This is a genomic window from Paraburkholderia sp. Clong3, from assembly GCF_050436485.1.
In the GTDB taxonomy this organism is placed as follows: domain Bacteria; phylum Pseudomonadota; class Gammaproteobacteria; order Burkholderiales; family Burkholderiaceae; genus Paraburkholderia; species Paraburkholderia tuberum.
Window position 1 is genome coordinate 99674 of sequence record NZ_JBNDMH010000003.1, and the last position, 20917, is coordinate 120590.

A 20917-nucleotide genomic window follows, 5' to 3' on the forward strand; every position below is an offset into this window, starting at 1 on the left:
CCAAGCTGGGGGATCGACGAATGCGCGAATCCAAAAAAGCATGGCGCGCTCGCGCGAGCCGTTGGCGCGGGAACATAATGTGACAGCGACGCCGATTGTCACATCGGTGACGCGCCTGCGCGCTGTCAGCCACAATTCCCTGCTTTGTGCTTGCCTGGCTAGCAAGGATACGATACAACGCGATGTTGTCGGAATCGCAATCCGCGGACTCGCTGCGCAGTGTTTCGGGAGAACCGCGCATGCGCCAGGCGCTGCACACCGGCATCCCCCATAGGACTGCACGTTCCGCACTCTGAACGAATGATAAAAAATCTCCGAGAACTGTTTTTGCTTCAACGAACCTGCGCGTCGCTCGCGGGTCTGGCACTGCTGGCCAGCTGTGCGTCGACCCCCACCGCGACGCAACAACGCACCGGCTGGATCAAGGACGAAGTCGCCGACTCCTACGTATTCGGCTATCCGCTCGTGCTGATGAGCGCCGCGCGCGATGCGGCGGTCGGCACCGAGCCGGGTCAGGCACCTTTCAACACGCTGCGTCACGCGCAGGCGCTGCCGCCGATCGGCGCGACCAATCCGCCGCAGCCGAGCCTCGACACGCTCGACTCGACCGGCTGGCTCGACCTTGCCGCCGAGCCGGTGATCCTTGCGCTACCTGACTCGCATGGCCGTTACGTCGATGCGCGCGTGCTCGACATGTGGACCAACGTCGCGTGGTCGACCGGGCCACAGTTCGCCGCGGGCACGGGCACCGCGAAGGGCTTGCGCGCGCAGACGATCGCGTTCGTCGCACCGGGCTGGAAGGGCGAGCTGCCGAAGGGCGCAAAGCGCGTCGAAGTGCCGACGCGCAATGCATGGATCAGCGTGCGCATCCAGTCGAACGGCGCGCGCGATCTGAACGCGGTGCGCAAGCTGCAGCACGCGATCCGTCTGGAGCCGCTGAGCGTGTTCGTCGGCGACGCCGAGCCGGCGGTGCCGCCGCGCGGTTACGCAAGCGGCGTCGCGGGCCCGAGCGGCACGCCGGCGCAGCAGGTCGCCGCGCTCGACGCGAGCGGCTTCTTCGGTCGTCTCGCCGACGCGTTGCCTGACAATCCGCCGACACCGGCCGATCCGCACGCGCTCAAATTTCTCGCCGATCTCGGCGTGACGCCGGGCGATCCTGTGAAGCTGCCGAAGTCATCCGATGCGCTCGCGGCCGGTCTCGCCGACGGTCGCGATCGCGTCGCGACGCCGCCGTCGAATCTGCTGAGCGCGAACGGCTGGAGCTGGTTCGGCGATACCGTCGGCAACTACGGTCCCGACTATGGGTTGCGCGCGTATGCGGCAAGCACACAGTTAGGCCTCGGTACGAAGGACGACGAAGTACGCGCGTTCGTCACGCAGGACAGCGACGGCAACACGCTGAACGGCGCGAATCGCTATGTGATCCACTTCGCGGCGAACCAGCTGCCGCCGGTGCGCGGTTTCTGGACGATCACCGCGTATACGAAGGATGGCGCGCTGAGCGAGAACGCGCCGGCGCGGCTCGCGGTTGGCGATCGCAATGGCGCGCGCCGCAATCGCGATGGTTCGCTCGACGTGGTCGTGTCGTCGACGCGCAGCCGGACCGGTAACTGGCTGCCCGCACCGCGCGCGGACATGCAACTGGTGCTACGCCTGTATGCGCCGAAGCCGCAAGCCACCGACGGCAGCTGGCAGCCGCCGCCGGTCGTGCGGCAATGATGTGAACGGCGCGCGGGCAAACCGCGCGCCGTCCGGTTTCATTATCTAACGCTCGCGAAAATCTCGTTCGCGGGAAAGCCAGTCAGTCAGCAGCACGAATCGTCAAGGCGGGCCTGACATTCCTGTCTAACCATTGATTCACGCCTTATACTGCCGCTTGCGGGATCTCTGTTTTTCGCGGCGGGCTTGCCGCCGCATTCCTCCACATCGAGCATGGCAAGCCTCAATAAAGCATCGTTAGCCTCCTCCATACAGACCATGCGCGCAGTTGCGCAGTCGCGCCGTACGCGACGGATTCTCGTCGGTCTGCTGATCTTCGTCGTCCTGTTCGGCCTGCTCGGCTTTTTCGCGGCGCCGCCGCTGATTCGCCACATCGCCAGCCAGCAACTGAGCAAGCAGCTCGACCGGCCGGCGTCGATCGGCCGTATCGCGCTCAATCCGTACACACTGCGTTTCGAGGCCGACAACGTGCATATCGGCGAGCGCGGCGGCGCGGGCGACTTCGTCGATATTTCGCGGCTCATCGTGAAGCCGTCGTGGAGTTCGCTGTTTCGCGGCGCGCCCATCGTCGACGAAGTGCAGGTCGACTCGCCGCGCTTTCATATCGTTCGCCTCGATGCGCAGCACTTCAATTTCAGCGACCTGATCGAGAAATTCGCGAATCAGCCGGCAAAACCGAATAGCAAGCCGACGCAGTTCTCCGTCTCCAACATTCGCGTCGAAAACGGCCAGATCAGGTTCGACGACCGGCTGCTCGGCACGAGCCACGTGATCGATCAATGGAAGCTCGGCATTCCGTTCATCGCGACGCTGCCGTCGAAGACCGATATCTTCGTCGAGCCGCTGCTGCGCGCGCGCATCGACGGCGACAGTCAGCTCGCGATCGACGGCAGGACCAAGCCGTTCGCGGCGTCGCGCGAGTCGGAAGTGTCGCTGCGCTTCGACGAGCTCGACGTGCCGAAACTGGTGTCTTACGCGCCGTCGAAGCTGCCGGTGATCGTGCAGTCGGGCAAGCTGTCCACCGACCTGAAGCTGAACTTCGAGATGTCGAACGACACGCCGTCGCTGCGCGTCGCCGGCACCGTCGATCTGAACGACGTCAACGTGCAGGATCAGGGCAAGGCGCCGTTTTTCGCGGCGCGCGCCGTGCATGTGGCGGCGGCATCGCTCGAACCGTTGAAGAGCATCTATCACTTCGACGATATCCGCATCGACGCGCCGAGCGCGAGCCTCGCGCGCGACAAGGACGGCGTATTGAGCGTCGAGCATATGTTCGCGCCCGCGCCGGAAAAAACCACGGCAAAGGAAACCGCGGACGCGAATGCCAACGCCAAAACCGCCGCCGCCGAAAAGGCGGCCCCGCCGTTCGACGTCGCGATCAAACGTTTCACACTCAACGACGGCACCGTGAACGTACACGACGAAGCCGTGTCGCATCCGGTAGAAACCGGGCTGCAAAACCTCGCGGTTACGCTGACCGATTTCTCGACGCTCGCGTCGGCGCCAGCGCACTACACGCTGAGCACGAACCTGAAGAACAGCGGCGGTTCGCTCGCCGCCGATGGCACGGTCGGCCTCGCGGCGAAGACGGCGAGCGCGAAGCTCGATCTGAAGTCGCTGAAGCTGCCGCCGTTGCAGCCGTATCTGGATACCGCGACGTCCGCGCAGGTGCTGGACGGTGCGTTGTCCGCGACGACGAATATCGACGCGAACTGGTCGAAGTCGCCGATGGCGCTGACGGTCGCGGACACGCAGCTGGACATGCAGGCGGTGAAGCTCGCGGCGCGCGGCGGCAAGACGCCGGTGATTTCGCTCGCGCAGGGCAACGTGGTAGTCAAACAGGTCGACGTCGCGGCGCGCACGGCCGACGTGACGAGCGTAGACGTAACCGGTCTCGCGGTCGACGCGCAGCGCCTGAAGGACGGCACCATCAATCTGGATGCGCTCGCGAGGGCGCATCAACAGGCGACCGAGCGCACGGCGATCCACGCGGCGAAACAAGCGCAGGCCGAAGGCCCCGCATGGCGCTACAAGATCGCCGAATTGACGCTCAAAGACGCGACCGCCGATTTCACCGACAACACGACGCCGCAGCCGGTCAAGCTGAGCTTTACGCCAGTGCAGCTGAAGGTGCGGCAGATCAGCGACGACTTGGGCCGTCCGCTGCCGGTCGACCTGCAGGCGACGTTGAACAAGAAGGGCACGCTCGCTGTGAAGGGCGACGTGACCGCGACGCCGCTAAAGCTGGCCGTCAAGATCAACGCGAACCAGCTCGACGCGGCCGCGTTCGAGCCGTACTTCGGCAGCAACCTGAACGCGACGCTCGCAAGCGCGCTGCTGAACGCGAACGGCGATCTCGCGGTCACCCAGGCGAAGTCGCTGAAAGCGAACTTTCGCGGCGACATGGCGCTCGTCGCCGTGCGCATGCTCGACAAGGTGACGTCGGACCCGTTCGCGGGCTGGGGCTCGCTCGCGCTGTCGAACCTGAAGGCCGATTACGACGAGCACGGCACCGTCGTCGACGCGGGCCGCGTGACGTTCTCGAAGTTCTATGGGCGTGTACTGCTCGACGCGCAAGGCAAGCTGAATCTGAAGGATGTGGTCGCGCACGAGGGCGGTACGACGCAGTCGCTGACGCGCGACAAGAGCGGCTCGCACCCGATTCCGCTGACGCCCGAGGCGGTGTCTGAGGCAGTCGCGGCGTCGGCGCCGGTCGCGGCATCTGCCGCAACGCCCGGCAAGCCTGCCGCCACGGCCGTCGCCAGCGCCACGGCCGCGAGGCCGCCAGCAAACCCGGTCAAGATGCACTTCGGGCAACTGGTGTTGCAGCAGGGCCGCGTGACCTATACCGACAACTTCGTCAAGCCGAACTACACGGCGAACCTTGTCGCCATTCAGGGCACGATCGGCGCGTTCGGTACGGAATCGACGACGCCCGCGCCGGTCGACGTGGCCGCGAAGCTCGCGGCCAACGGTCCGCTGACGATCCGCGGCACCATCAATCCGCTGATCGCGAAACCGGCGCTCGATCTGACCGCGAGCGCGCACGACATCGAGCTGACCAACCTGACGCCGTACTCGGCGAAATACGCGGGCTATCCGATCACGAAGGGCAAGCTCAACGTCGATTTGCATTACAAGCTCGAGAACGACCAGCTGAACGCGAACAACCACCTGTTCATCGATCAACTGACGTTCGGCGATCACATCGACAACGACACCGCGACCAAACTGCCGGTGCGTTTCGCGATCTCGCTGCTGAAGAACTCGCGCGGCGAGATCGACGTGAACCTGCCAGTGTCGGGCTCGTTGTCGAACCCCGAGTTCAGCATCGGCGGGCTGATCTGGCATGCGGTGCTCAATCTGCTCGAAAAGGCGGTGACCGCGCCGTTCTCGCTGATCGCGCACGCGTTCGGCGGCAATGGTGAGGACCTCGGTTACGTCGAATTCGAGGCCGGCTCGGCGACGCTCACCGATGCCGACAAGCAGAAACTCGACACGATCGTGAAGGCACTCACCGACAAGCCGTCGATCCGCATGGACCTGATCGGACGCGTCGATCCGAAGGTCGACGAGCCGGCGCTGCGCACGCAGTACGTCGATCAGATGGTCAAGCGGCAGAAGATCAAGGACACGGTGGGTAATGGTGAGAGCGTCGATCCATCGACGGTCACGGTCGATCAGAAAGACTACGACAAATATCTGACCAAGGCCTACAAGTCCTCCGACTTCAAGAAGCCGCACAACTTCATCGGCATGACGAAGACGCTGCCCGACGACGACATGAAGAGCGCGCTCGCGGCCAACGCGCCGATCGACGACGCGAGCTTGCGGCAACTCGCGCAGCGGCGCGCGCAGAGTGTGCAGCAGTACCTGCAAGGCAAGATCGACAGCAGCCGCGTGTTTATCGTCGCGCCGAAGATGAATGCCGACGACATCAAGGACAAGGGTGCGACGACGCGGGTCGATTTCGGCTTGAAGTGATGGAGGAGTCGCGGCGCGTGAGCCGTGGCGTTCGGCGAGCCGGTAAAAAAAAGCCCGACCTGAGGTCGGGCTTCAAAGTCGGCTGCGCCCTCCACAGGACGCAGCCCCTGCAAAACAGCGAGGCTGTATGCGTTGCCGCGAGGCTTAAGCAGCCAGCAGCGAGCGCAGCACGAACGGCAGAATCCCGCCGTGCTTGTAGTAGTCGACTTCGATCGGCGTGTCGATACGCAGCAGCACCGGAACGCGCTTGTCGCCGTCCTTGCCGTGGATCACGAGCGTGACTTCCTGTTGCGGCTTGAAGTCGTCGCCGAGGCCTTCGATGTCGTACGTTTCTTCGCCGGTGATGCCGAGCGACTGCACGCTATCTGAGCCCTTGAACTGCAGTGGCAGAACGCCCATGCCGACCAGGTTCGAACGATGGATCCGCTCGAAGCTGCGTGCGACCACAGCCTTCACGCCCAGCAGTTGCGTGCCCTTGGCCGCCCAGTCTCGCGACGAGCCCGTGCCGTACTCTTCGCCCGCGAACACGACGGTCGGCGTATCGGCGCCGATGTACTTCATCGCTGCGTCATAGATGGACAGCTGTTCGCCGCTCGGCTGGTGAATCGTCAGGCCGCCTTCGACGCGCGAGCCATCCGCCTTCGCCGGGATCATCAGGTTCTTGATACGGACGTTCGCGAACGTGCCGCGCATCATCACGTCGTGGTTACCGCGCCGCGAGCCGTAGCTGTTGAAGTCGGCCTTTTGCACGCCGTTTTCCTTCAACCAGCGGCCTGCCGGCGAGTCTTCCTTGATCGAGCCTGCCGGGCTGATGTGGTCGGTCGTGACCGAGTCACCGAAGATGCCCAACGCGCGTGCGCCCTTGACCGGCGCGATGCTGGAAGCCGGCGTCATCGAGAAGTCCTTGCCGAAGAACGGCGGCTCGGCGATGTAGGTCGACTTCGGCCAGTCGTAGACCTGACCTTCTTCGCCCTCGATCTTGCTCCACAGGTCGCCCTTCTTCGTGAGCTGCGAGTAGTTCTTGCGGAACGCGTCGGCATCCATCGCGTACTTCAGCAGCGCGTTGACTTCTTCGCTGGTCGGCCAGATGTCGCCGAGGTAGACGTCCTTGCCGCCCTTGCCCTTGCCGACCGGCTCGGTCATCAGGTCGCGCGTGATGTTGCCGGCGATCGCGTACGCGACTACGAGCGGCGGCGACGCGAGGAAGTTCGCGCGGATGTTCGGGTGGATACGCGCTTCGAAGTTACGGTTGCCCGACAGCACCGCTGCCGCGACGATGTCGTTCTTCGTGATCGCGTCGTTCAGTTCCGGCGTCAGGTCGCCCGCGTTGCCGATACAGGTCGTGCAGCCGTAAGCGGCCAGCGTGAAGCCGAGCTTGTCGAGGTACTTCAGCAGGTCGGTCTTCGTCAGGTACTCGGTGACGATGCGCGACCCCGGAGCGAGCGACGTCTTGATGTGCGGAGCGACCGTCAGGCCAGCTTCGACAGCCTTCTTCGCAAGCAGACCGGCGGCCAGCAGCACACTCGGGTTCGACGTGTTCGTGCACGACGTGATCGCGGCGATCAGCACGTCGCCGTTCTTCACGTCGACGCCGTTGCTGGTCGTGTATTGCGCGTCGAGATCGGCGGCCTTCTTCGCAAAGCCGTTTTCGGCGACCGGCTTCGAGAACAGGTCGGTGAAGGTCGACTTCACGTGGCCGATCTCGATGCGGTCCTGCGGGCGCTTCGGGCCTGCCAGCGACGGCGCGACCGTCGCGAGATCCAGCGTGACGACCTTCGTGTAATCGATATCGCCTTCGCCCGGAATGCCGAACAGCTCCTGCGCCTTGAAGTAGTTTTCGAACGCGGAGATCTCCGCGTCCGTGCGGCCCGTGCCGTGGAAGAAGTCGATGGTCTTTTCGTCGACCGGGAAGAAGCCCATCGTTGCGCCATATTCCGGCGCCATGTTGCCGATCGTCGCACGGTCCGGCACCGACAGCGAGCGCGTGCCTTCGCCGAAGAACTCGACGAACTTGCCGACGACCTTCTCCTTACGCAGCAGTTCGGTGATCGTCAGCACCAGGTCGGTCGCGGTCACGCCTTCGATCAGCTTGCCCTTCAGGTGCACACCGACGACGTCCGGCGTCAGGAAGTACACCGGCTGGCCAAGCATGCCTGCTTCGGCTTCGATACCGCCCACGCCCCAGCCGACCACGCCGATGCCGTTGATCATCGTCGTGTGGCTGTCCGTGCCGACCAGTGAATCCGGGTAGTACACGGTGTCCGCGCCGTCGGCCTTCTTGTGCACGCCGCGCGCGAGGTACTCGAGGTTCACCTGGTGAACGATGCCGACGCCCGGCGGCACGACCTTGAACGTGTCGAACGCCTGCATGCCCCATTTCATGAACTGATAGCGCTCGTTGTTGCGCTGGAATTCCAGCTTCATGTTCAGGTCGAGCGCGTTCTTCTCGCGGAAGTGGTCGATCTGCACCGAGTGGTCGACGACCAGATCGACCGGCACCAGCGGCTCGATCGACTTCGGGTTCTTGCCGACGGCCTTCGCGACGCCGCGCATCGCGGCGATGTCGGCGAGCAGGGGCACGCCGGTGAAGTCCTGCAGCACGACGCGCGACACGACGAACGGAATTTCGTCGACGCGCGCCGCGGTCGGCTTCCAGTTCGCGAGTTGCGTGACATGTTCTTCGGCGACTTTCTTGCCGTCGTAGTTGCGCAGCACCGATTCCAGCACGATACGGATCGAGACCGGCAGGCGGTCGATCTTGAGGTTCAGAGCCTTGCCGAGTTGCGGCAGGGAGTAGAACTTGCCTTTGCCGGAACCGCTGTCGAATTCCTTGAGCGTTTTGTGGAGGTTGTGGGCCATGGTGTTTTCCTTGGTTTGGATCGCGGAACTACAGTACTCAACCTAGATGACGTACAGATCGACGTATTCATTGACCGGCGTCGCTTCGAGCTTGGCCTGGTCGAGCGATACGTCGAGAATCGCCAGTTGTTGCTTGACCGGAAAGCGCCGCGCGAGGTTGGTCTTGAACTTCTCGACCAGCAACGGAATACCGTCTTCACGACGGCGCTTATGACCGATCGGGTATTCGACTACGACTTCACCGAACTTCGACCCGTCGTTGAATTCGAGCGTCAGTGCGTTGGCGATCGAACGCTTCTCCGGGTCGTGATAGTCCTTCGTGAACTGTGGGTCTTCGACGCATTCCATCTTCGCGCGCAATGCATCGATACGCGAGTCCTGCGCGACTGAATCTTCGTAATCGGCAGCCGTCAGACGGCCGAAAATCAGCGGCACCGCGATCATGTACTGGATGCAATGATCACGGTCAGCCGGATTGTTCAACGGACCCTTTTTATCGATGATGCGAATCGCCGCTTCGTGGGTGCGGATCGTGATGCGGCGAATGTCTTCGACGCGCCGGCCCTGCGCGGCGAGCTGCACATGCAGCGCGAGCGCGGCTTCCACGGCGGTTTGCGCGTGGAACTCGGCCGGAAACGAGATTTTGAACAGCACGTTTTCCATCACGTACGAGCCGTACGGACGCTGGAACTGGAACGCATTGCCGTTGAACAGCACGTCGTAGAAGCCCCACGTTTTCGCGCTGAGCACCGACGGATAGCCCATCTCGCCGGTCTTCGAGATCAGCGCGAGGCGCACGGCGCGCGAGGTCGCGTCGCCGGCGGCCCACGATTTGCGCGAACCGGTGTTCGGCGCATGACGGTAGGTGCGCAGCGCCTGCCCATCGACGAGCGCCTGCGATATCGCGTTGATCAGCTCGTCGCGCGTAAGGCCGATCAGCTGGCCGACCACGGCGGTCGACGCAAGCTTGACGAGCAGCACATGATCGAGCCCGACTTTGTTGAACGAGTTCTCGAGCGCGATGCAGCCTTGAATTTCGTGCGCCTTGATCATGGCGATCAGGACGTCTTTCATCGTCAGCGGCGCTTTGCCGGCTGCGATGGCGGTGCGCGAGAGCCAGTCGGCCGTCGCGAGAATGCCACCGAGGTTATCGGACGGATGGCCCCATTCGGCGGCGAGCCAGGTGTCGTTGAAATCGAGCCAGCGGATCATCGCGCCGATGTTGAAGGCGGCCTGAACCGGGTCCAGCTGGAACGACGTGCCCGGCACCTTCGCGCCGTTGGGGACGATCGTGCCTGCCACGATCGGTCCCATCAGCTTGGTGCAGGCTGGGTAGGTAAGCGCCTCGAGTCCGCAACCGAGCGTGTCGATCAGGCAATGACGCGCGGTTTCCAGCGCGAGCGCGCTGTCGATCCGGTAATCCAGCACGTAGTCGACGATCTCGACCAGGACGGCGTCCGGGGCGGGTCGTACGTTGGAGATCGGGGCGGGCATAGGGGGCTTCCCTGGCGGCGAAAATCAGTTGCCGGTCTTGTTGATCGCGTTCGATTGCGTTGCAGCCGGCGCGCCCTGTTCCATGGCGACCGTCTTGCACTCGTCGGCGAGACGCGAGCTGTCCTTGTCCTGGAACAGCATGGCCTTCGTCGGGATCACGACGAGGTCCATACCGGATGCTGCGTCGTGGAAGCGGTCGGCGCCCGTCGTGGTCGCTTCGCGCGGCAGGTTGTAGTTCTTGTTCGCCCAGTGAACGGTGACAATCTGGTCACGCTTCATGTCGCCTTTCATTTCGAAAGCAAGGCCGTCCTTGCACGCCCACTTTTCAGCGCCTTCCGGGATCGGATCGACCTTCGCTTCCTTCGCCGGATTCGGCTTGCGCTTGATCAGGCGGTGCGGCTCCGGGCGCTTCGCGACGGCCTTGGTGGCCGGCTTCTTCGTGGTGGTGGCCGTGTCCGCAGCGGTGGCGTCAGTCGCGACGGTCAGCATCGTCGTGGACAGGGCGCCAATCATGGCGGCGATCATCAGCTTTTTCATGGAGAAAACCTTTCTATCAAAATCAGTTAAACAGTGCGCGGACGACCGGTCCGGCGGCCGCGCGGGTTGAACTGCACGCGCTGTGGAGCGCGCAGCGATCGCTATTTTCTCCTATTTAGCGGCACGTACTTTAAATTCTCGGGTCCGGTGTAATTCGCGCTCGGGCGGATGATCTTGTTGTCGACGCGCTGCTCGATGATGTGCGCGCTCCATCCTGCCGTACGCGAGATCACGAACAGCGGCGTGAACATCGCGGTCGGCACGCCCATCATGTGATACGACACCGCGCTGAACCAGTCGAGGTTCGGGAACATCTTCTTCGCGTCCCACATCACCGATTCGAGCCGTTCGGCGATCGAGAACAGTTTCGTGTTGCCCGCTTCCTTCGACAGCTTCTTCGCGACTTCCTTGATGATCTTGTTGCGCGGGTCCGAGATCGTGTAGACCGGATGGCCAAAGCCGATCACGACTTCCTTGTTCTCGACGCGGCGGCGGATGTCGGCTTCGGCTTCGTCAGGCGTCTGGTAGCGCGACTGGATTTCGAACGCGGCTTCATTGGCGCCGCCGTGTTTCGGGCCGCGCAGCGCGCCGATCGCGCCGGTGACCGCCGAGTACATGTCCGAGCCCGTGCCCGCGATCACGCGGCCGGTGAACGTCGACGCGTTGAACTCGTGCTCCGCGTACAGGTTCAGCGAGACGTGCATCGCATCGACCCACGCCTTCGACGGCTCGACGCCATGCAGCAGATGCAGGAAATGACCGCCGATCGAATCGTCGTCGGTCTCGACCTCGATGCGCTTGCCGTTGTGCGAGTAGTGATACCAGTACAGCAGCATCGAGCCGAGCGAGGCCATCAGCTTGTCGGCGATATCGCGCGCGCCGGGCAGGTTGTGATCGTCTTTCTCGGGCAGCACGGTGCCCAGCACCGACACGCCGGTGCGCATCACGTCCATCGGATGCGCGGCGGCCGGAATCCATTCGAGTGCGGCTTTTACGTTGGCCGGCAGGCCGCGCATCGACTTCAGCTTCGTCTTGTACGCGGTCAGTTCGGCCTGGGTCGGCAGCTTGCCGTGGACCAGCAGATAAGCGATCTCCTCGAATTCGCACGCCTCGGCGATGTCGAGAATGTCATAGCCGCGATAGTGCAAATCGTTGCCGGTCTTGCCGACCGTGCACAGCGCGGTGTTGCCCGCGGTCACGCCCGACAGCGCGACGGATTTTTTTGGCTTGAAGCCGCTTTGCGTTTCGTTGCCGCCTGTTGCGCCAGCGGCTTGCGTCGTCTCGCTCATGTTCCGCCTTCTCCTGTGTGCCGGCTCATCGCTGCCGTTTGAAAAACGCGTCGCTTATGCCACCGAGTGTCAGTTGGCGCCCACTTGCGCAAAAAGCGGCGCCGCTTCTTGTGGAACAGCGCGGCCGGTGGTTTGCGCGCGGCGCAGCACCGACCAGTAATAGCGGTAGCTCGCGCGGTCGTGCAGCGTATCGCCGTGACGCGTCGGGCCCCAATGCGCGGACTGCGCGGCCAGCAGGATTTCGGTGGCCGTCGCGATTTCTTCGTCGCGCGGCGCGAACGCGGCGACGATCGCCTCGATCTGCGCGGGGTGGATGCTCCACATGCGCGTGTAGCCGAACTCGTTGCGGGCGCGCTGTGCGTCGTTCGCGACCACGCTCATGTCGCGCACTTCGGTGCTGACGTTGTGCGACGGCACCTTGCCGAACGCATGGCAGGCCGCCGAAATCTCGAGCTTCGCGCGCCGCACGAGCGGATGATCGAATTGGCCCGGCGAGCGCATTGCGGTATCGGGGATCGCGCCGTCGTGCGCGGAGACGAAGTCCATCAGGCCGAAGCTCAGCGCCTCGACGCCCGGCAGCGCGGCGAGTTCGAACACACGTGTAAGCGCGCCGTGGGTTTCGACCAGCAACTGCACCGGCACCGGCTGCGCGAGGCCGAGCTCGCGCCGCGTCGCCTCGATGAACGCCATCATTTCGGCGGCATCGTGAACATTGCGGATTTTCGGCAGCGTGATGTAAGCGGGTGCTCGCTTTGCGGCGCGCAGAATGAGGCGTACGTCGTCGCGCCAGTGCGCGTGAGCGAAGTCGTGGATGCGCACGCCGACGCGGCCGAAGCGGTCATGCACGGTGCCCAGTAGCGATGCGACCAGTTCCGCGTGCTCGGCCTCGCGGCCGACCTGCGCGCCGTCTTCGCAATCGAGCGTGATATCGAACACCGGGCCGAGTTGCTGCTGTAACGCGAGCGACTTCAGCATCAGCTTTTCGCTGCCCGCGTAGTGATCGCAGGCAGGCAGCACAGCGGGCGGCGCTTCGCCCTCAAACAGCACTTCGGCGGGTGTGAGAACGCGCATCTTCGGCGTGTGGGGCGTGGTGAAAATTAAGGATGTCGGATTCGGGCGTGCTCTGCGCGAGTGCTGTCGGGCAACGGCAAAGCACGTTCGAATCAGAGGCGAATGGCGATGATCGCACGGCCATTTACACGAAAAAAACCGGAACCCGCCGCGCTGACGCTTCGGAGTTCCGGTTCATCGGCATCAGATGCTTAGCCGAGCAGGTGCTGAACGCCGTCGCGCTCTTCCAGCAGTTCCTGCAGCGTGCCGTCCATCTTTTCGCGCGAGAACGCGTCGATTGCCAGACCTTCGACGCGCTTGTACTCGCCGTTTTCGCAGGTCACGGGCACGCCGTAGATGATGTCTTCAGGGATGCCGTACGAGCCGTCCGACGGGATGCCCATCGTGACCCACTTGCCGTTCGTGCCGAGCACCCAGTCACGCACGTGGTCGATCGCAGCGTTAGCCGCCGATGCCGCCGACGACAGGCCGCGCGCTTCGATGATCGCCGCGCCGCGCTTGCCGACGGTCGGGATGAACGTGTTGCGGTTCCATTCTTCGTCGTTGATCAGCTTGGTCAGGTCCTGACCTTCAGCCGTTGCAACGCGGAAGTCGGGGTACATGGTCGGCGAGTGGTTGCCCCACACTGCGAGCTTTTCGATCGACGCGACCGGCTTGCCCGACTTGGCGGCCAGTTGCGACAGCGCGCGGTTGTGGTCCAGACGGAGCATCGCGGTGAAGTTCTTCTTCGGCAGATCCGGCGCCGACTTCATGGCGATGTATGCGTTCGTGTTGGCCGGGTTGCCGACCACCAGAACCTTCACGTCGCGGCTGGCGACGTCGTTCAGCGCCTTGCCCTGAACCGTGAAGATTTCGGCGTTGGCCGACAGCAGATCCTTGCGCTCCATACCCTTCGAACGCGGACGCGCGCCGACCAGCAGGGCAATGTCGGCGTCCTTGAACGCGACCTTCGGGTCGTCCGTGATCACGACGCCCGACAGCAGCGGAAATGCGCAATCATCCAGTTCCATCACGACGCCTTTGACGGCGGCTTGCGCTTGCGGCAGATCGAGCAGTTGCAGGATCACCGGCTGGTCCTTGCCGAGCAGGTCGCCATTGGCGATGCGGAATAGCAGGGAGTAAGCGATTTGACCTGCGGCGCCGGTGACGGCAACGCGCTTTGCGGGCTTAGCCATTGAGAAATCTCCAGGACGATGCGTTAGACGCTAGGGAAAACGCCATTCTATATGCGCGTTCAGCGAAGCGTGATGAAACACGGCGGAATTCACTGTTCGCGTGCGGGCTCGGAATTGGCGAGACCGGGCGGCGCGTTACGGCAAGACCGCCGTGCCGGAAAGCTGTACTGCGGAGCGGGACGGGATGGCCCAGGGCTTACGCCGGGCCGGGGCCGCAACTGCACGGTGCGGGCTCCTGCAAACAGCGCGTTTCGGCAAGCGTCGGGCCAGCGGGTGCAACACGGAGACAGCGCGCGAATGCAACGGATGGCGGCGAATCGAAACCTGGACTGCGTAGGGGACGGCGTGGTGCAGAGTGGCTGCCGGAGCGTCGCGGCGCTGCATCAAACAGCCGCCGCAAAATCCCGCAAACCCTTGCTCGACAAGGAGTGTAGGAGTCGAAACAGACAAAGTCAACAGTATCTTATGTCTTATATAAGACACATCTATCGCGGGGAAAACCCTAGACGTGTCCCAGCCCTTTATGATGAAATGCGCGCATGAATTCGAACCCGGCGAATCCTGTGAACCCGAATGGCCAAGGGGCCGCCGGCGAAGGCGTATCCGCTGTTTCCGCTGCCGCGTCGCCTACCTTCAGCCCCTTATATCAGCAGATCAAGGGCTTGATTACGCAGAGCCTCGAAAGCGGCGAATGGAAGCCGGGCGAGATCATTCCTAGTGAAGTCGAACTGGCCGCGCGTTTCAAGGTGAGTCAGGGTACGGTGCGCAAGGCGATCGACGAACTCGCCGCCGACAACCTGCTGGTGCGCCGCCAGGGCAAGGGCACATTCGTTGCAACGCACAACGAAGAGCGCGCGCAGTTCCGTTTCCTGAGATTGCTCGCCGACGACGGCGCCGAGCATCCGCACGTGAGCCGTCTGCTCGAATGCCGGCGGCTGCGCGCATCGGCGGAAATCGCGCGGCAGCTCGATCTGAAGCCGGCCGATCCGGTCGTGCTGATCAAGCGTTTGCTGCAGTTCGACGGCGAAGTCACCGTGCTCGACGAAATCTGGCTGCCCGGCGTCGTGTTCCGCGGGCTCACGCTCGAGCGGCTGTCGGAGTACAAGGGTCCCCTCTACGCGATGTTCGAGACGGAATTCGGTACCCGCATGATTCGCGCGACGGAAAAAATCCGCGCGGTCGCGGCGGAGCCTTCCGTGGCGGACCTGCTGCATGTGCCGGCGGGTTTTCCGTTGCTGTCGGTCGAGCGCGTGTCCTATACCTATGGGGACCGGCCGGTCGAAGTCCGGCGAGGTTGGTATGTCACAACCGGGTATTACTATCAGAACGATCTGAGCTGAATCGGGCTGAAACGAGGCGCGGCGTCCCACACGCGCGCCGATCGGAAGGCGCTTTCATTGCGCGCGCAGCAAAGGACCTAGCGTGGTTTTCGCTGCAGCGCGATATAAAAAGGCGCTAAACTTGCGGATTAGTGTGACTACATAGTAAGGGGTCTAGCATGGCAGAAGCCGTAAAAAAACCGAGGCCGGAATTCCGGAACATCGGTATTGGGCAAATACTGACGGCATACCGTTTCCCGCTGGCGGCGGGCGTGTCGATTCTGCATCGCGTGAGCGGTGCCTTGTTGTTTCTCTTCCTTCCGTTCCTGCTGTTCCTCTTCGATCAGAGCCTGACTTCCGAACTGAGCTTCGAAGTATTCAAAGGCTTCCTCTCCAACATCATCGTCAAGCTGATCACGCTGGTTCTCGCGTGGGCCTTCCTGTTCCACTTCTGCGCCGGCATCCGTCACCTCGTGATGGATACGAATCATGATGCCGTGTCGAAAGAGAAGGGCAAATCGACCTCCATCGTGGTGATCGTCGTGTCGTCGCTGCTTACCATCGCATTCGCGGCAAAACTGTTCGGAGCATTCTAAAAAATGTCAGCCAATAACCGAATCGGTTCGAAGCGTCTCGTCGTCGGCGCGCATTACGGTCTGCGCGACTGGCTCGCGCAACGCGTCACCGCCTGCGTGATGGCGGTGTACACGGTGATTCTGCTCGCGTGGTTCTTCCTCGCGCGCGACTTTTCGTACGACGGCTGGGCGTCGATCTTCGCGACGCAGTGGATGAAGCTCGCCACGTTCGTCACGCTTCTCTCGCTGTTCTACCACGCGTGGGTTGGTATCCGTGACATCTGGATGGATTACGTGAAGCCCGTTGGCACGCGTCTCGTCCTCCAGGTGCTGACGATCCTCTGGCTGCTCGCATGTGCGGGCTACGCTGCGCAGATTCTCTGGAGAGTATAAAAGCATGGTTGCAATCAAGAATTCTCTGCCGCGTCGCCGCTTCGACGTCGTCATCGTCGGCGCGGGCGGCTCGGGGATGCGCGCGTCGCTGCAACTCGCGCGTGCCGGTCTGTCGGTCTGCGTGCTGTCCAAGGTGTTCCCGACGCGTTCGCACACGGTCGCGGCCCAGGGCGGCATCGGCGCTTCGCTCGGCAACATGAGCGAAGACAACTGGCACTACCACTTCTACGACACGATCAAGGGCTCCGACTGGCTCGGCGACCAGGACGCGATCGAATTCATGTGCCGTGAAGCACCGAACGCCGTCTACGAACTCGAACACTTCGGCATGCCGTTCGACCGTAACGCGGACGGCACGATCTATCAGCGCCCGTTCGGCGGCCACACCGCGAATTACGGCGAAAAGCCGGTGCAACGCGCCTGCGCGGCGGCTGACCGTACCGGTCACGCGCTGCTGCACACGCTGTACCAGCAGAACGTTGCTGCCAAGACGCAATTCTTCGTCGAATGGATGGCGCTGGACCTGATCCGCGACGCCGACGGCGACGTGCTCGGCGTGAGCGCGCTGGAAATGGAAACCGGCGACGTCTACATCCTCGAAGGCAAGACCACGCTGTTCGCCACGGGCGGCGCGGGCCGGATCTTCGCGGCATCGACCAACGCGTTCATCAACACCGGTGACGGCCTCGGCATGGCGGCCCGTTCGGGCATCGCGCTGCAGGACATGGAATTCTGGCAATTCCACCCGACCGGCGTGGCCGGCGCGGGCGTGCTGATCACCGAAGGCGTGCGCGGCGAAGGCGGTATTCTGCGTAACTCGAACGGCGAACGCTTCATGGAGCGCTACGCGCCGACGCTGAAGGATCTGGCGCCGCGCGACTTCGTTTCGCGTTCGATGGACCAGGAAATCAAGGAAGGCCGCGGCGTCGGTCCGAACAAGGATCACGTGCTGCTCGACCTGTCGCACATCGGCGCCGAGACGATCATGAAGCGTCTGCCGTCGATCCGCGAAATCGCGCTGAAGTTCGCGAACGTCGACTGCATCAAGGAGCCGATCCCGGTCGTGCCGACCATCCACTACCAGATGGGCGGTATTCCGACGAACATCAACGGCCAGGTCGTCGGGACGCCGCGCGGCCCCGAAGAAGTCGTCAACGGTTTCTACGCAGTGGGCGAATGCTCGTGCGTGTCGGTGCACGGCGCGAACCGTCTCGGCACGAACTCGCTGCTCGACCTCGTGGTGTTCGGCCGCGCTGCCGGCAACCACATCGTCAAGCACGTGAAGGAACTGAAGGAACACAAGCCGCTGCCGGCCGATGCAGCCGACTTCGCGCTGTCGCGTCTGGCGAAGCTGGACAACTCGTCGTCGGGCGAGTACGCGCAGTCGGTCGCGAACGACATCCGCGGCACGATGCAGAAGCACGCTGGTGTGTTCCGTACCTCGGCTCTGCTGTCCGAAGGCGTCGAGGCCATCCGTGAAGTGGCGGCACGCGTCGACAACATCCATCTGAAGGACAAGTCGAAGGTGTTTAACACGGCTCGCATCGAAGCGCTCGAAGTGGCGAACCTGATCGAAGTGGCACGCGCCACGATGGTCTCCGCCGAAGCGCGCAAGGAAAGCCGCGGCGCGCACGCGCAGAACGACTTCGAACATCGCGACGACGAAAACTGGCTGCGCCATACGTTGTGGTTCAGCGAAGGCGATCGCCTCGACTACAAGCCGGTTCACATGAAGCCGCTGACCGTCGAATCGGTTCCGCCGAAAGCGCGTACCTTCTAAGGCACAAGTCAAAGGAATTCAGAGAAATGGCCAAGCGTACATTTGAAATTTACCGCTACGATCCGGACAAGGACGCCGCTCCGCGCATGCAGACGTACGAGATCGAAATCGACTCGCACGAACGCATGCTGCTCGACGCGCTCATCAAGCTGAAGGCGCTCGACGAAACCCTGTCGTTCCGTCGCTCGTGCCGCGAAGGCGTGTGCGGTTCGGACGCAATGAACATCAACGGCAAGAACGGCCTCGCGTGCCTGACGAACCTGAACGACCTGCCGCAGAAGATCGTGCTGCGTCCGCTGCCGGGCCTGCCCGTCGTGCGCGACCTGATCTGCGACTTCACGCAGTTCTTCAACCAGTATCACTCGATCAAGCCGTACCTGATCAACGATACGCCGCCGCCGGAAAAGGAACGTCTGCAGTCGCCGGAAGAACGCGACGAGCTCGACGGCCTGTACGAATGTATTCTGTGCGCGAGCTGCTCGACGTCGTGCCCGAGCTTCTGGTGGAATCCGGACAAGTTCGTCGGCCCGGCTGGTCTGCTGCAAGCCTACCGCTTCATCGCGGATAGCCGCGACGAGGCAACCGGCGAGCGCCTCGACAACCTGGAAGATCCGTACCGTCTGTTCCGTTGCCACACGATCATGAACTGTGTCGACGTTTGCCCGAAGGGCCTTAACCCGACCAAGGCAATCGGCAAGATCAAGGAATTGATGGTTCGCCGCGCTGTCTAGTATCAATGAGCTCCGCGCTCCCTGGCGCGCGCTGCCCCCGAGGGGGCGGTCAGTGCGCCCGGGCGCGGCGCGGGATGTACCGACATGACCGAAACATCGCATCAGTCCGACCCTCTCCGCCGCGCGCGTCTTCGCTGGCGCGCACGGCGGGGCCTGCTGGAAAACGACCTGATTTTCGAGCGTTTTTTCAGCCGATATGAGCATGACCTCAGCGATGCCGACGTGGGCGCACTCACGCGCCTGCTCGAGCTGAGCGATAACGACCTGATGGACTTGCTGCTCGCGCGCAAGGAACCAGAAGGCGATCTGGCCGACCCGGACGTGGTCCGGGTTCTGGAGTTGCTGCGCAACGCTTGAGCGCCGCCAGTCCGCTGTTCCAGGCGTGCAATTATCGAAACCCTGTATCCATACTTCGATTGAGGATGTGCTATGACCCCGTCAGATGTTAAAGCCACGCTATCGTTCAGCGACAATTCGCCGAGCGTCGAAATGCCGATTTACAAGGGCACGATTGGCCCGGATGTGATCGACATTCGCAAACTGTACGGCCAGACCGGCAAATTCACGTACGACCCGGGCTTCATGTCGACGGCGGCGTGCAATTCGGCGATTACCTACATCGACGGCGACAAGGGCGAACTGCTCTACCGCGGCTACCCGATCGACAACCTCGCGCAGAACGCCGACTTCCTCGAAACCTGTTACCTGCTGCTGAACGGCGAACTGCCGAACGCGCAGCAGAAGGCCGAATTCGTGAAGACGGTCACGAACCACACGATGGTGCACGAGCAGATGCAGTTCTTCTTCCGCGGCTTCCGCCGCGACGCGCATCCGATGGCAATTCTGGTCGCCGCGGTCGGCGCGCTGTCCGCGTTCTATCACGACTCGCTCGACATCAATAACCCGCGTCACCGCGAAGTGTCGGCGATCCGTATGATCGCGAAGCTGCCCACGCTGGTCGCGATGGCGTACAAGTACAGCATCGGCCAGCCGTTCGTGTATCCGAAGAACGACCTGTCGTACAGCGCGAACTTCATGCGCATGATGTTCTCGAACCCGTGCGAAGAGTACGAGGTCAACGACGTGCTGGTGCGCGCGCTCGACCGCATCCTGATCCTGCATGCGGACCACGAGCAGAATGCATCAACCTCGACCGTGCGGCTCGCCGGTTCGTCGGGCGCGAATCCGTTCGCGTGTATCGCGGCGGGTATCGCGTGTCTGTGGGGCCCGGCGCACGGCGGCGCGAACGAAGCCGCGCTGACCATGCTGGAAGAAATCGGCTCGGTCGACAACATTCCTGAGTTCATCAAGCAGGTGAAGGACAAGAACTCGGGCGTGAAGCTGATGGGCTTCGGCCACCGCGTGTACAAGAACTACGACCCGCGCGCGAAGCTGATGCGCGAGACCTGCTACGAAGTGCTCGAAGAGCTGGGCCTGCACGACGATCCGCTGTTCAAGCTCGCGATGGAACTCGAAAAGATCGCGCTCGAAGACGAATACTTCGTGTCGCGCAAGCTGTACCCGAACGTCGACTTCTACTCGGGTATCGTGCAGCGCGCGCTGGGCATTCCGACGTCGATGTTCACCTGTATCTTCGCGATGGCGCGTACGGTCGGCTGGATCGCGCAGTGGAACGAAATGATCGCCGATCCCGAGCAGAAGATTGGCCGTCCGCGTCAGTTGTTCATCGGCGAGACGCTGCGTGAAGCGAAGCCGATCGCACAGCGCTGATCGCTGATCGACCTCGATACGCGCGCTTCGCAGCGGCATTCGTGCCGTGCAAAAGCGCGAAATCCGAGTGAATAAAACGCCTCGACGGGTCTACCGTCGGGGCGTTTTCCGTTTCGGCGGCAGCCACGCGTCGCGCATGCGGCGCATTGGCGTCGCTGGGGCCAACGCTTGCCGGGTAACGACGATACAGGTATTGCCACTACCAGCCAACTCCATGTTTTTTATCGGTTTTTTCGTCGGCTGAGCAGCCCATCGCGGTG

At 62.9% G+C, this 20917-nt stretch carries 15 protein-coding genes; 9 read left to right on the forward strand and 6 right to left on the reverse strand.

Translation table 11 applies throughout. The features are described from left to right. The first annotated feature begins 300 nt into the window (after positions 1 to 300). Positions 301 to 1719, forward strand: coding sequence for a DUF1254 domain-containing protein (locus tag OKW30_RS23980; RefSeq protein WP_429347826.1), 1419 nt, complete (start codon positions 301 to 303; stop codon positions 1717 to 1719). 213 nt (positions 1720 to 1932) lie between these two features. Then, the gene (locus OKW30_RS23985) at positions 1933 to 5703 is read left to right on the forward strand and encodes a DUF748 domain-containing protein (RefSeq protein ID WP_429347827.1); all 3771 of its coding nucleotides are present in this window, start codon (positions 1933 to 1935) and stop codon (positions 5701 to 5703) included. Between the two features lie 144 nt (positions 5704 to 5847). Here OKW30_RS23985 and acnA read toward each other — a convergent pair whose 3' ends face one another. The 6 genes from acnA to OKW30_RS24015 all read right to left on the reverse strand — a co-directional run bounded on the left by acnA (position 5848) and on the right by OKW30_RS24015 (position 14128). Further along, positions 5848 to 8562, reverse strand: a complete 2715-nt coding sequence (gene acnA, locus OKW30_RS23990) for an aconitate hydratase AcnA (protein ID WP_429347828.1) — start codon at positions 8560 to 8562, stop codon at positions 5848 to 5850. Between the two features lie 42 nt (positions 8563 to 8604). Beyond that, positions 8605 to 10056: a bifunctional 2-methylcitrate dehydratase/aconitate hydratase gene (locus OKW30_RS23995; RefSeq protein WP_184073123.1), complete on the reverse strand. Its 1452-nt coding sequence runs from the start codon at positions 10054 to 10056 to the stop codon at positions 8605 to 8607. Positions 10057 to 10080: 24 nt separating this feature from the next. Then, positions 10081 to 10593: a hypothetical protein gene (locus tag OKW30_RS24000; RefSeq protein ID WP_187618449.1), complete on the reverse strand. Its 513-nt coding sequence runs from the start codon at positions 10591 to 10593 to the stop codon at positions 10081 to 10083. A 101-nt stretch (positions 10594 to 10694) separates the two neighbouring features. Further along, positions 10695 to 11882, reverse strand: a complete 1188-nt coding sequence (gene prpC / locus OKW30_RS24005; RefSeq protein ID WP_090808268.1) for a bifunctional 2-methylcitrate synthase/citrate synthase — start codon at positions 11880 to 11882, stop codon at positions 10695 to 10697. 69 nt (positions 11883 to 11951) lie between these two features. Then, positions 11952 to 12953 carry an HpcH/HpaI aldolase/citrate lyase family protein gene (locus OKW30_RS24010; protein ID WP_429347829.1) on the reverse strand — a complete coding sequence of 334 codons (1002 nt, stop codon included), beginning with the start codon at positions 12951 to 12953 and terminating at the stop codon, positions 11952 to 11954. A gap of 191 nt (positions 12954 to 13144) precedes the next feature. Next, positions 13145 to 14128, reverse strand: a complete 984-nt coding sequence (locus tag OKW30_RS24015) for a malate dehydrogenase (protein WP_090808272.1) — start codon at positions 14126 to 14128, stop codon at positions 13145 to 13147. 539 nt (positions 14129 to 14667) lie between these two features. Between OKW30_RS24015 and OKW30_RS24020 the strand changes: the two genes are divergently transcribed. The 7 genes from OKW30_RS24020 to gltA all read left to right on the forward strand — a co-directional run bounded on the left by OKW30_RS24020 (position 14668) and on the right by gltA (position 20657). Beyond that, entirely contained in the window at positions 14668 to 15468 is an 801-nt protein-coding gene (locus OKW30_RS24020) for a GntR family transcriptional regulator (protein WP_184038002.1), read from the forward strand. A gap of 158 nt (positions 15469 to 15626) precedes the next feature. Beyond that, positions 15627 to 16043, forward strand: a complete 417-nt coding sequence (gene sdhC, locus OKW30_RS24025) for a succinate dehydrogenase, cytochrome b556 subunit (RefSeq protein ID WP_184038005.1) — start codon at positions 15627 to 15629, stop codon at positions 16041 to 16043. Between the two features lie 3 nt (positions 16044 to 16046). Continuing rightward, the gene (gene sdhD, locus OKW30_RS24030; protein WP_184038008.1) at positions 16047 to 16415 is read left to right on the forward strand and encodes a succinate dehydrogenase, hydrophobic membrane anchor protein; all 369 of its coding nucleotides are present in this window, start codon (positions 16047 to 16049) and stop codon (positions 16413 to 16415) included. Between the two features lie 4 nt (positions 16416 to 16419). Next, on the forward strand, positions 16420 to 18195 hold the full coding sequence (gene sdhA / locus OKW30_RS24035) for a succinate dehydrogenase flavoprotein subunit (protein WP_184073129.1): 1776 nt from the start codon (positions 16420 to 16422) through the stop codon (positions 18193 to 18195). Between the two features lie 26 nt (positions 18196 to 18221). Then, positions 18222 to 18926 (forward strand): succinate dehydrogenase iron-sulfur subunit, encoded by a 705-nt coding sequence (locus OKW30_RS24040; RefSeq protein ID WP_090808286.1) that lies wholly within the window; start codon positions 18222 to 18224, stop codon positions 18924 to 18926. An 84-nt stretch (positions 18927 to 19010) separates the two neighbouring features. Then, positions 19011 to 19283, forward strand: coding sequence for a succinate dehydrogenase assembly factor 2 (locus OKW30_RS24045; protein WP_018424116.1), 273 nt, complete (start codon positions 19011 to 19013; stop codon positions 19281 to 19283). 72 nt (positions 19284 to 19355) lie between these two features. Next, positions 19356 to 20657: a citrate synthase gene (gene gltA, locus OKW30_RS24050; protein ID WP_429347830.1), complete on the forward strand. Its 1302-nt coding sequence runs from the start codon at positions 19356 to 19358 to the stop codon at positions 20655 to 20657. The last annotated feature ends 260 nt before the right edge of the window (positions 20658 to 20917 follow it).

What these genes read in the sequence shown, in the direction of transcription:
- acnA (WP_429347828.1), bottom strand. Translation starts at nt 8,562, where the DNA reads ATGGCCCACAACCTCCACAAAACGCTCAAGGAATTCGACAGCGGTTCC.
- OKW30_RS24040 (WP_090808286.1), top strand. Translation starts at nt 18,222, where the DNA reads ATGGCCAAGCGTACATTTGAAATTTACCGCTACGATCCGGACAAGGAC.
- sdhD (WP_184038008.1), top strand. Translation starts at nt 16,047, where the DNA reads ATGTCAGCCAATAACCGAATCGGTTCGAAGCGTCTCGTCGTCGGCGCG.
- OKW30_RS23995 (WP_184073123.1), bottom strand. Translation starts at nt 10,056, where the DNA reads ATGCCCGCCCCGATCTCCAACGTACGACCCGCCCCGGACGCCGTCCTG.
- sdhC (WP_184038005.1), top strand. Translation starts at nt 15,627, where the DNA reads ATGGCAGAAGCCGTAAAAAAACCGAGGCCGGAATTCCGGAACATCGGT.
- gltA (WP_429347830.1), top strand. Translation starts at nt 19,356, where the DNA reads ATGACCCCGTCAGATGTTAAAGCCACGCTATCGTTCAGCGACAATTCG.
- OKW30_RS24045 (WP_018424116.1), top strand. Translation starts at nt 19,011, where the DNA reads ATGACCGAAACATCGCATCAGTCCGACCCTCTCCGCCGCGCGCGTCTT.
- OKW30_RS24010 (WP_429347829.1), bottom strand. Translation starts at nt 12,953, where the DNA reads ATGCGCGTTCTCACACCCGCCGAAGTGCTGTTTGAGGGCGAAGCGCCG.
- OKW30_RS23985 (WP_429347827.1), top strand. Translation starts at nt 1,933, where the DNA reads ATGGCAAGCCTCAATAAAGCATCGTTAGCCTCCTCCATACAGACCATG.
- OKW30_RS24020 (WP_184038002.1), top strand. Translation starts at nt 14,668, where the DNA reads ATGAATTCGAACCCGGCGAATCCTGTGAACCCGAATGGCCAAGGGGCC.
- prpC (WP_090808268.1), bottom strand. Translation starts at nt 11,882, where the DNA reads ATGAGCGAGACGACGCAAGCCGCTGGCGCAACAGGCGGCAACGAAACG.
- OKW30_RS24015 (WP_090808272.1), bottom strand. Translation starts at nt 14,128, where the DNA reads ATGGCTAAGCCCGCAAAGCGCGTTGCCGTCACCGGCGCCGCAGGTCAA.
- OKW30_RS23980 (WP_429347826.1), top strand. Translation starts at nt 301, where the DNA reads ATGATAAAAAATCTCCGAGAACTGTTTTTGCTTCAACGAACCTGCGCG.
- OKW30_RS24000 (WP_187618449.1), bottom strand. Translation starts at nt 10,593, where the DNA reads ATGAAAAAGCTGATGATCGCCGCCATGATTGGCGCCCTGTCCACGACG.
- sdhA (WP_184073129.1), top strand. Translation starts at nt 16,420, where the DNA reads ATGGTTGCAATCAAGAATTCTCTGCCGCGTCGCCGCTTCGACGTCGTC.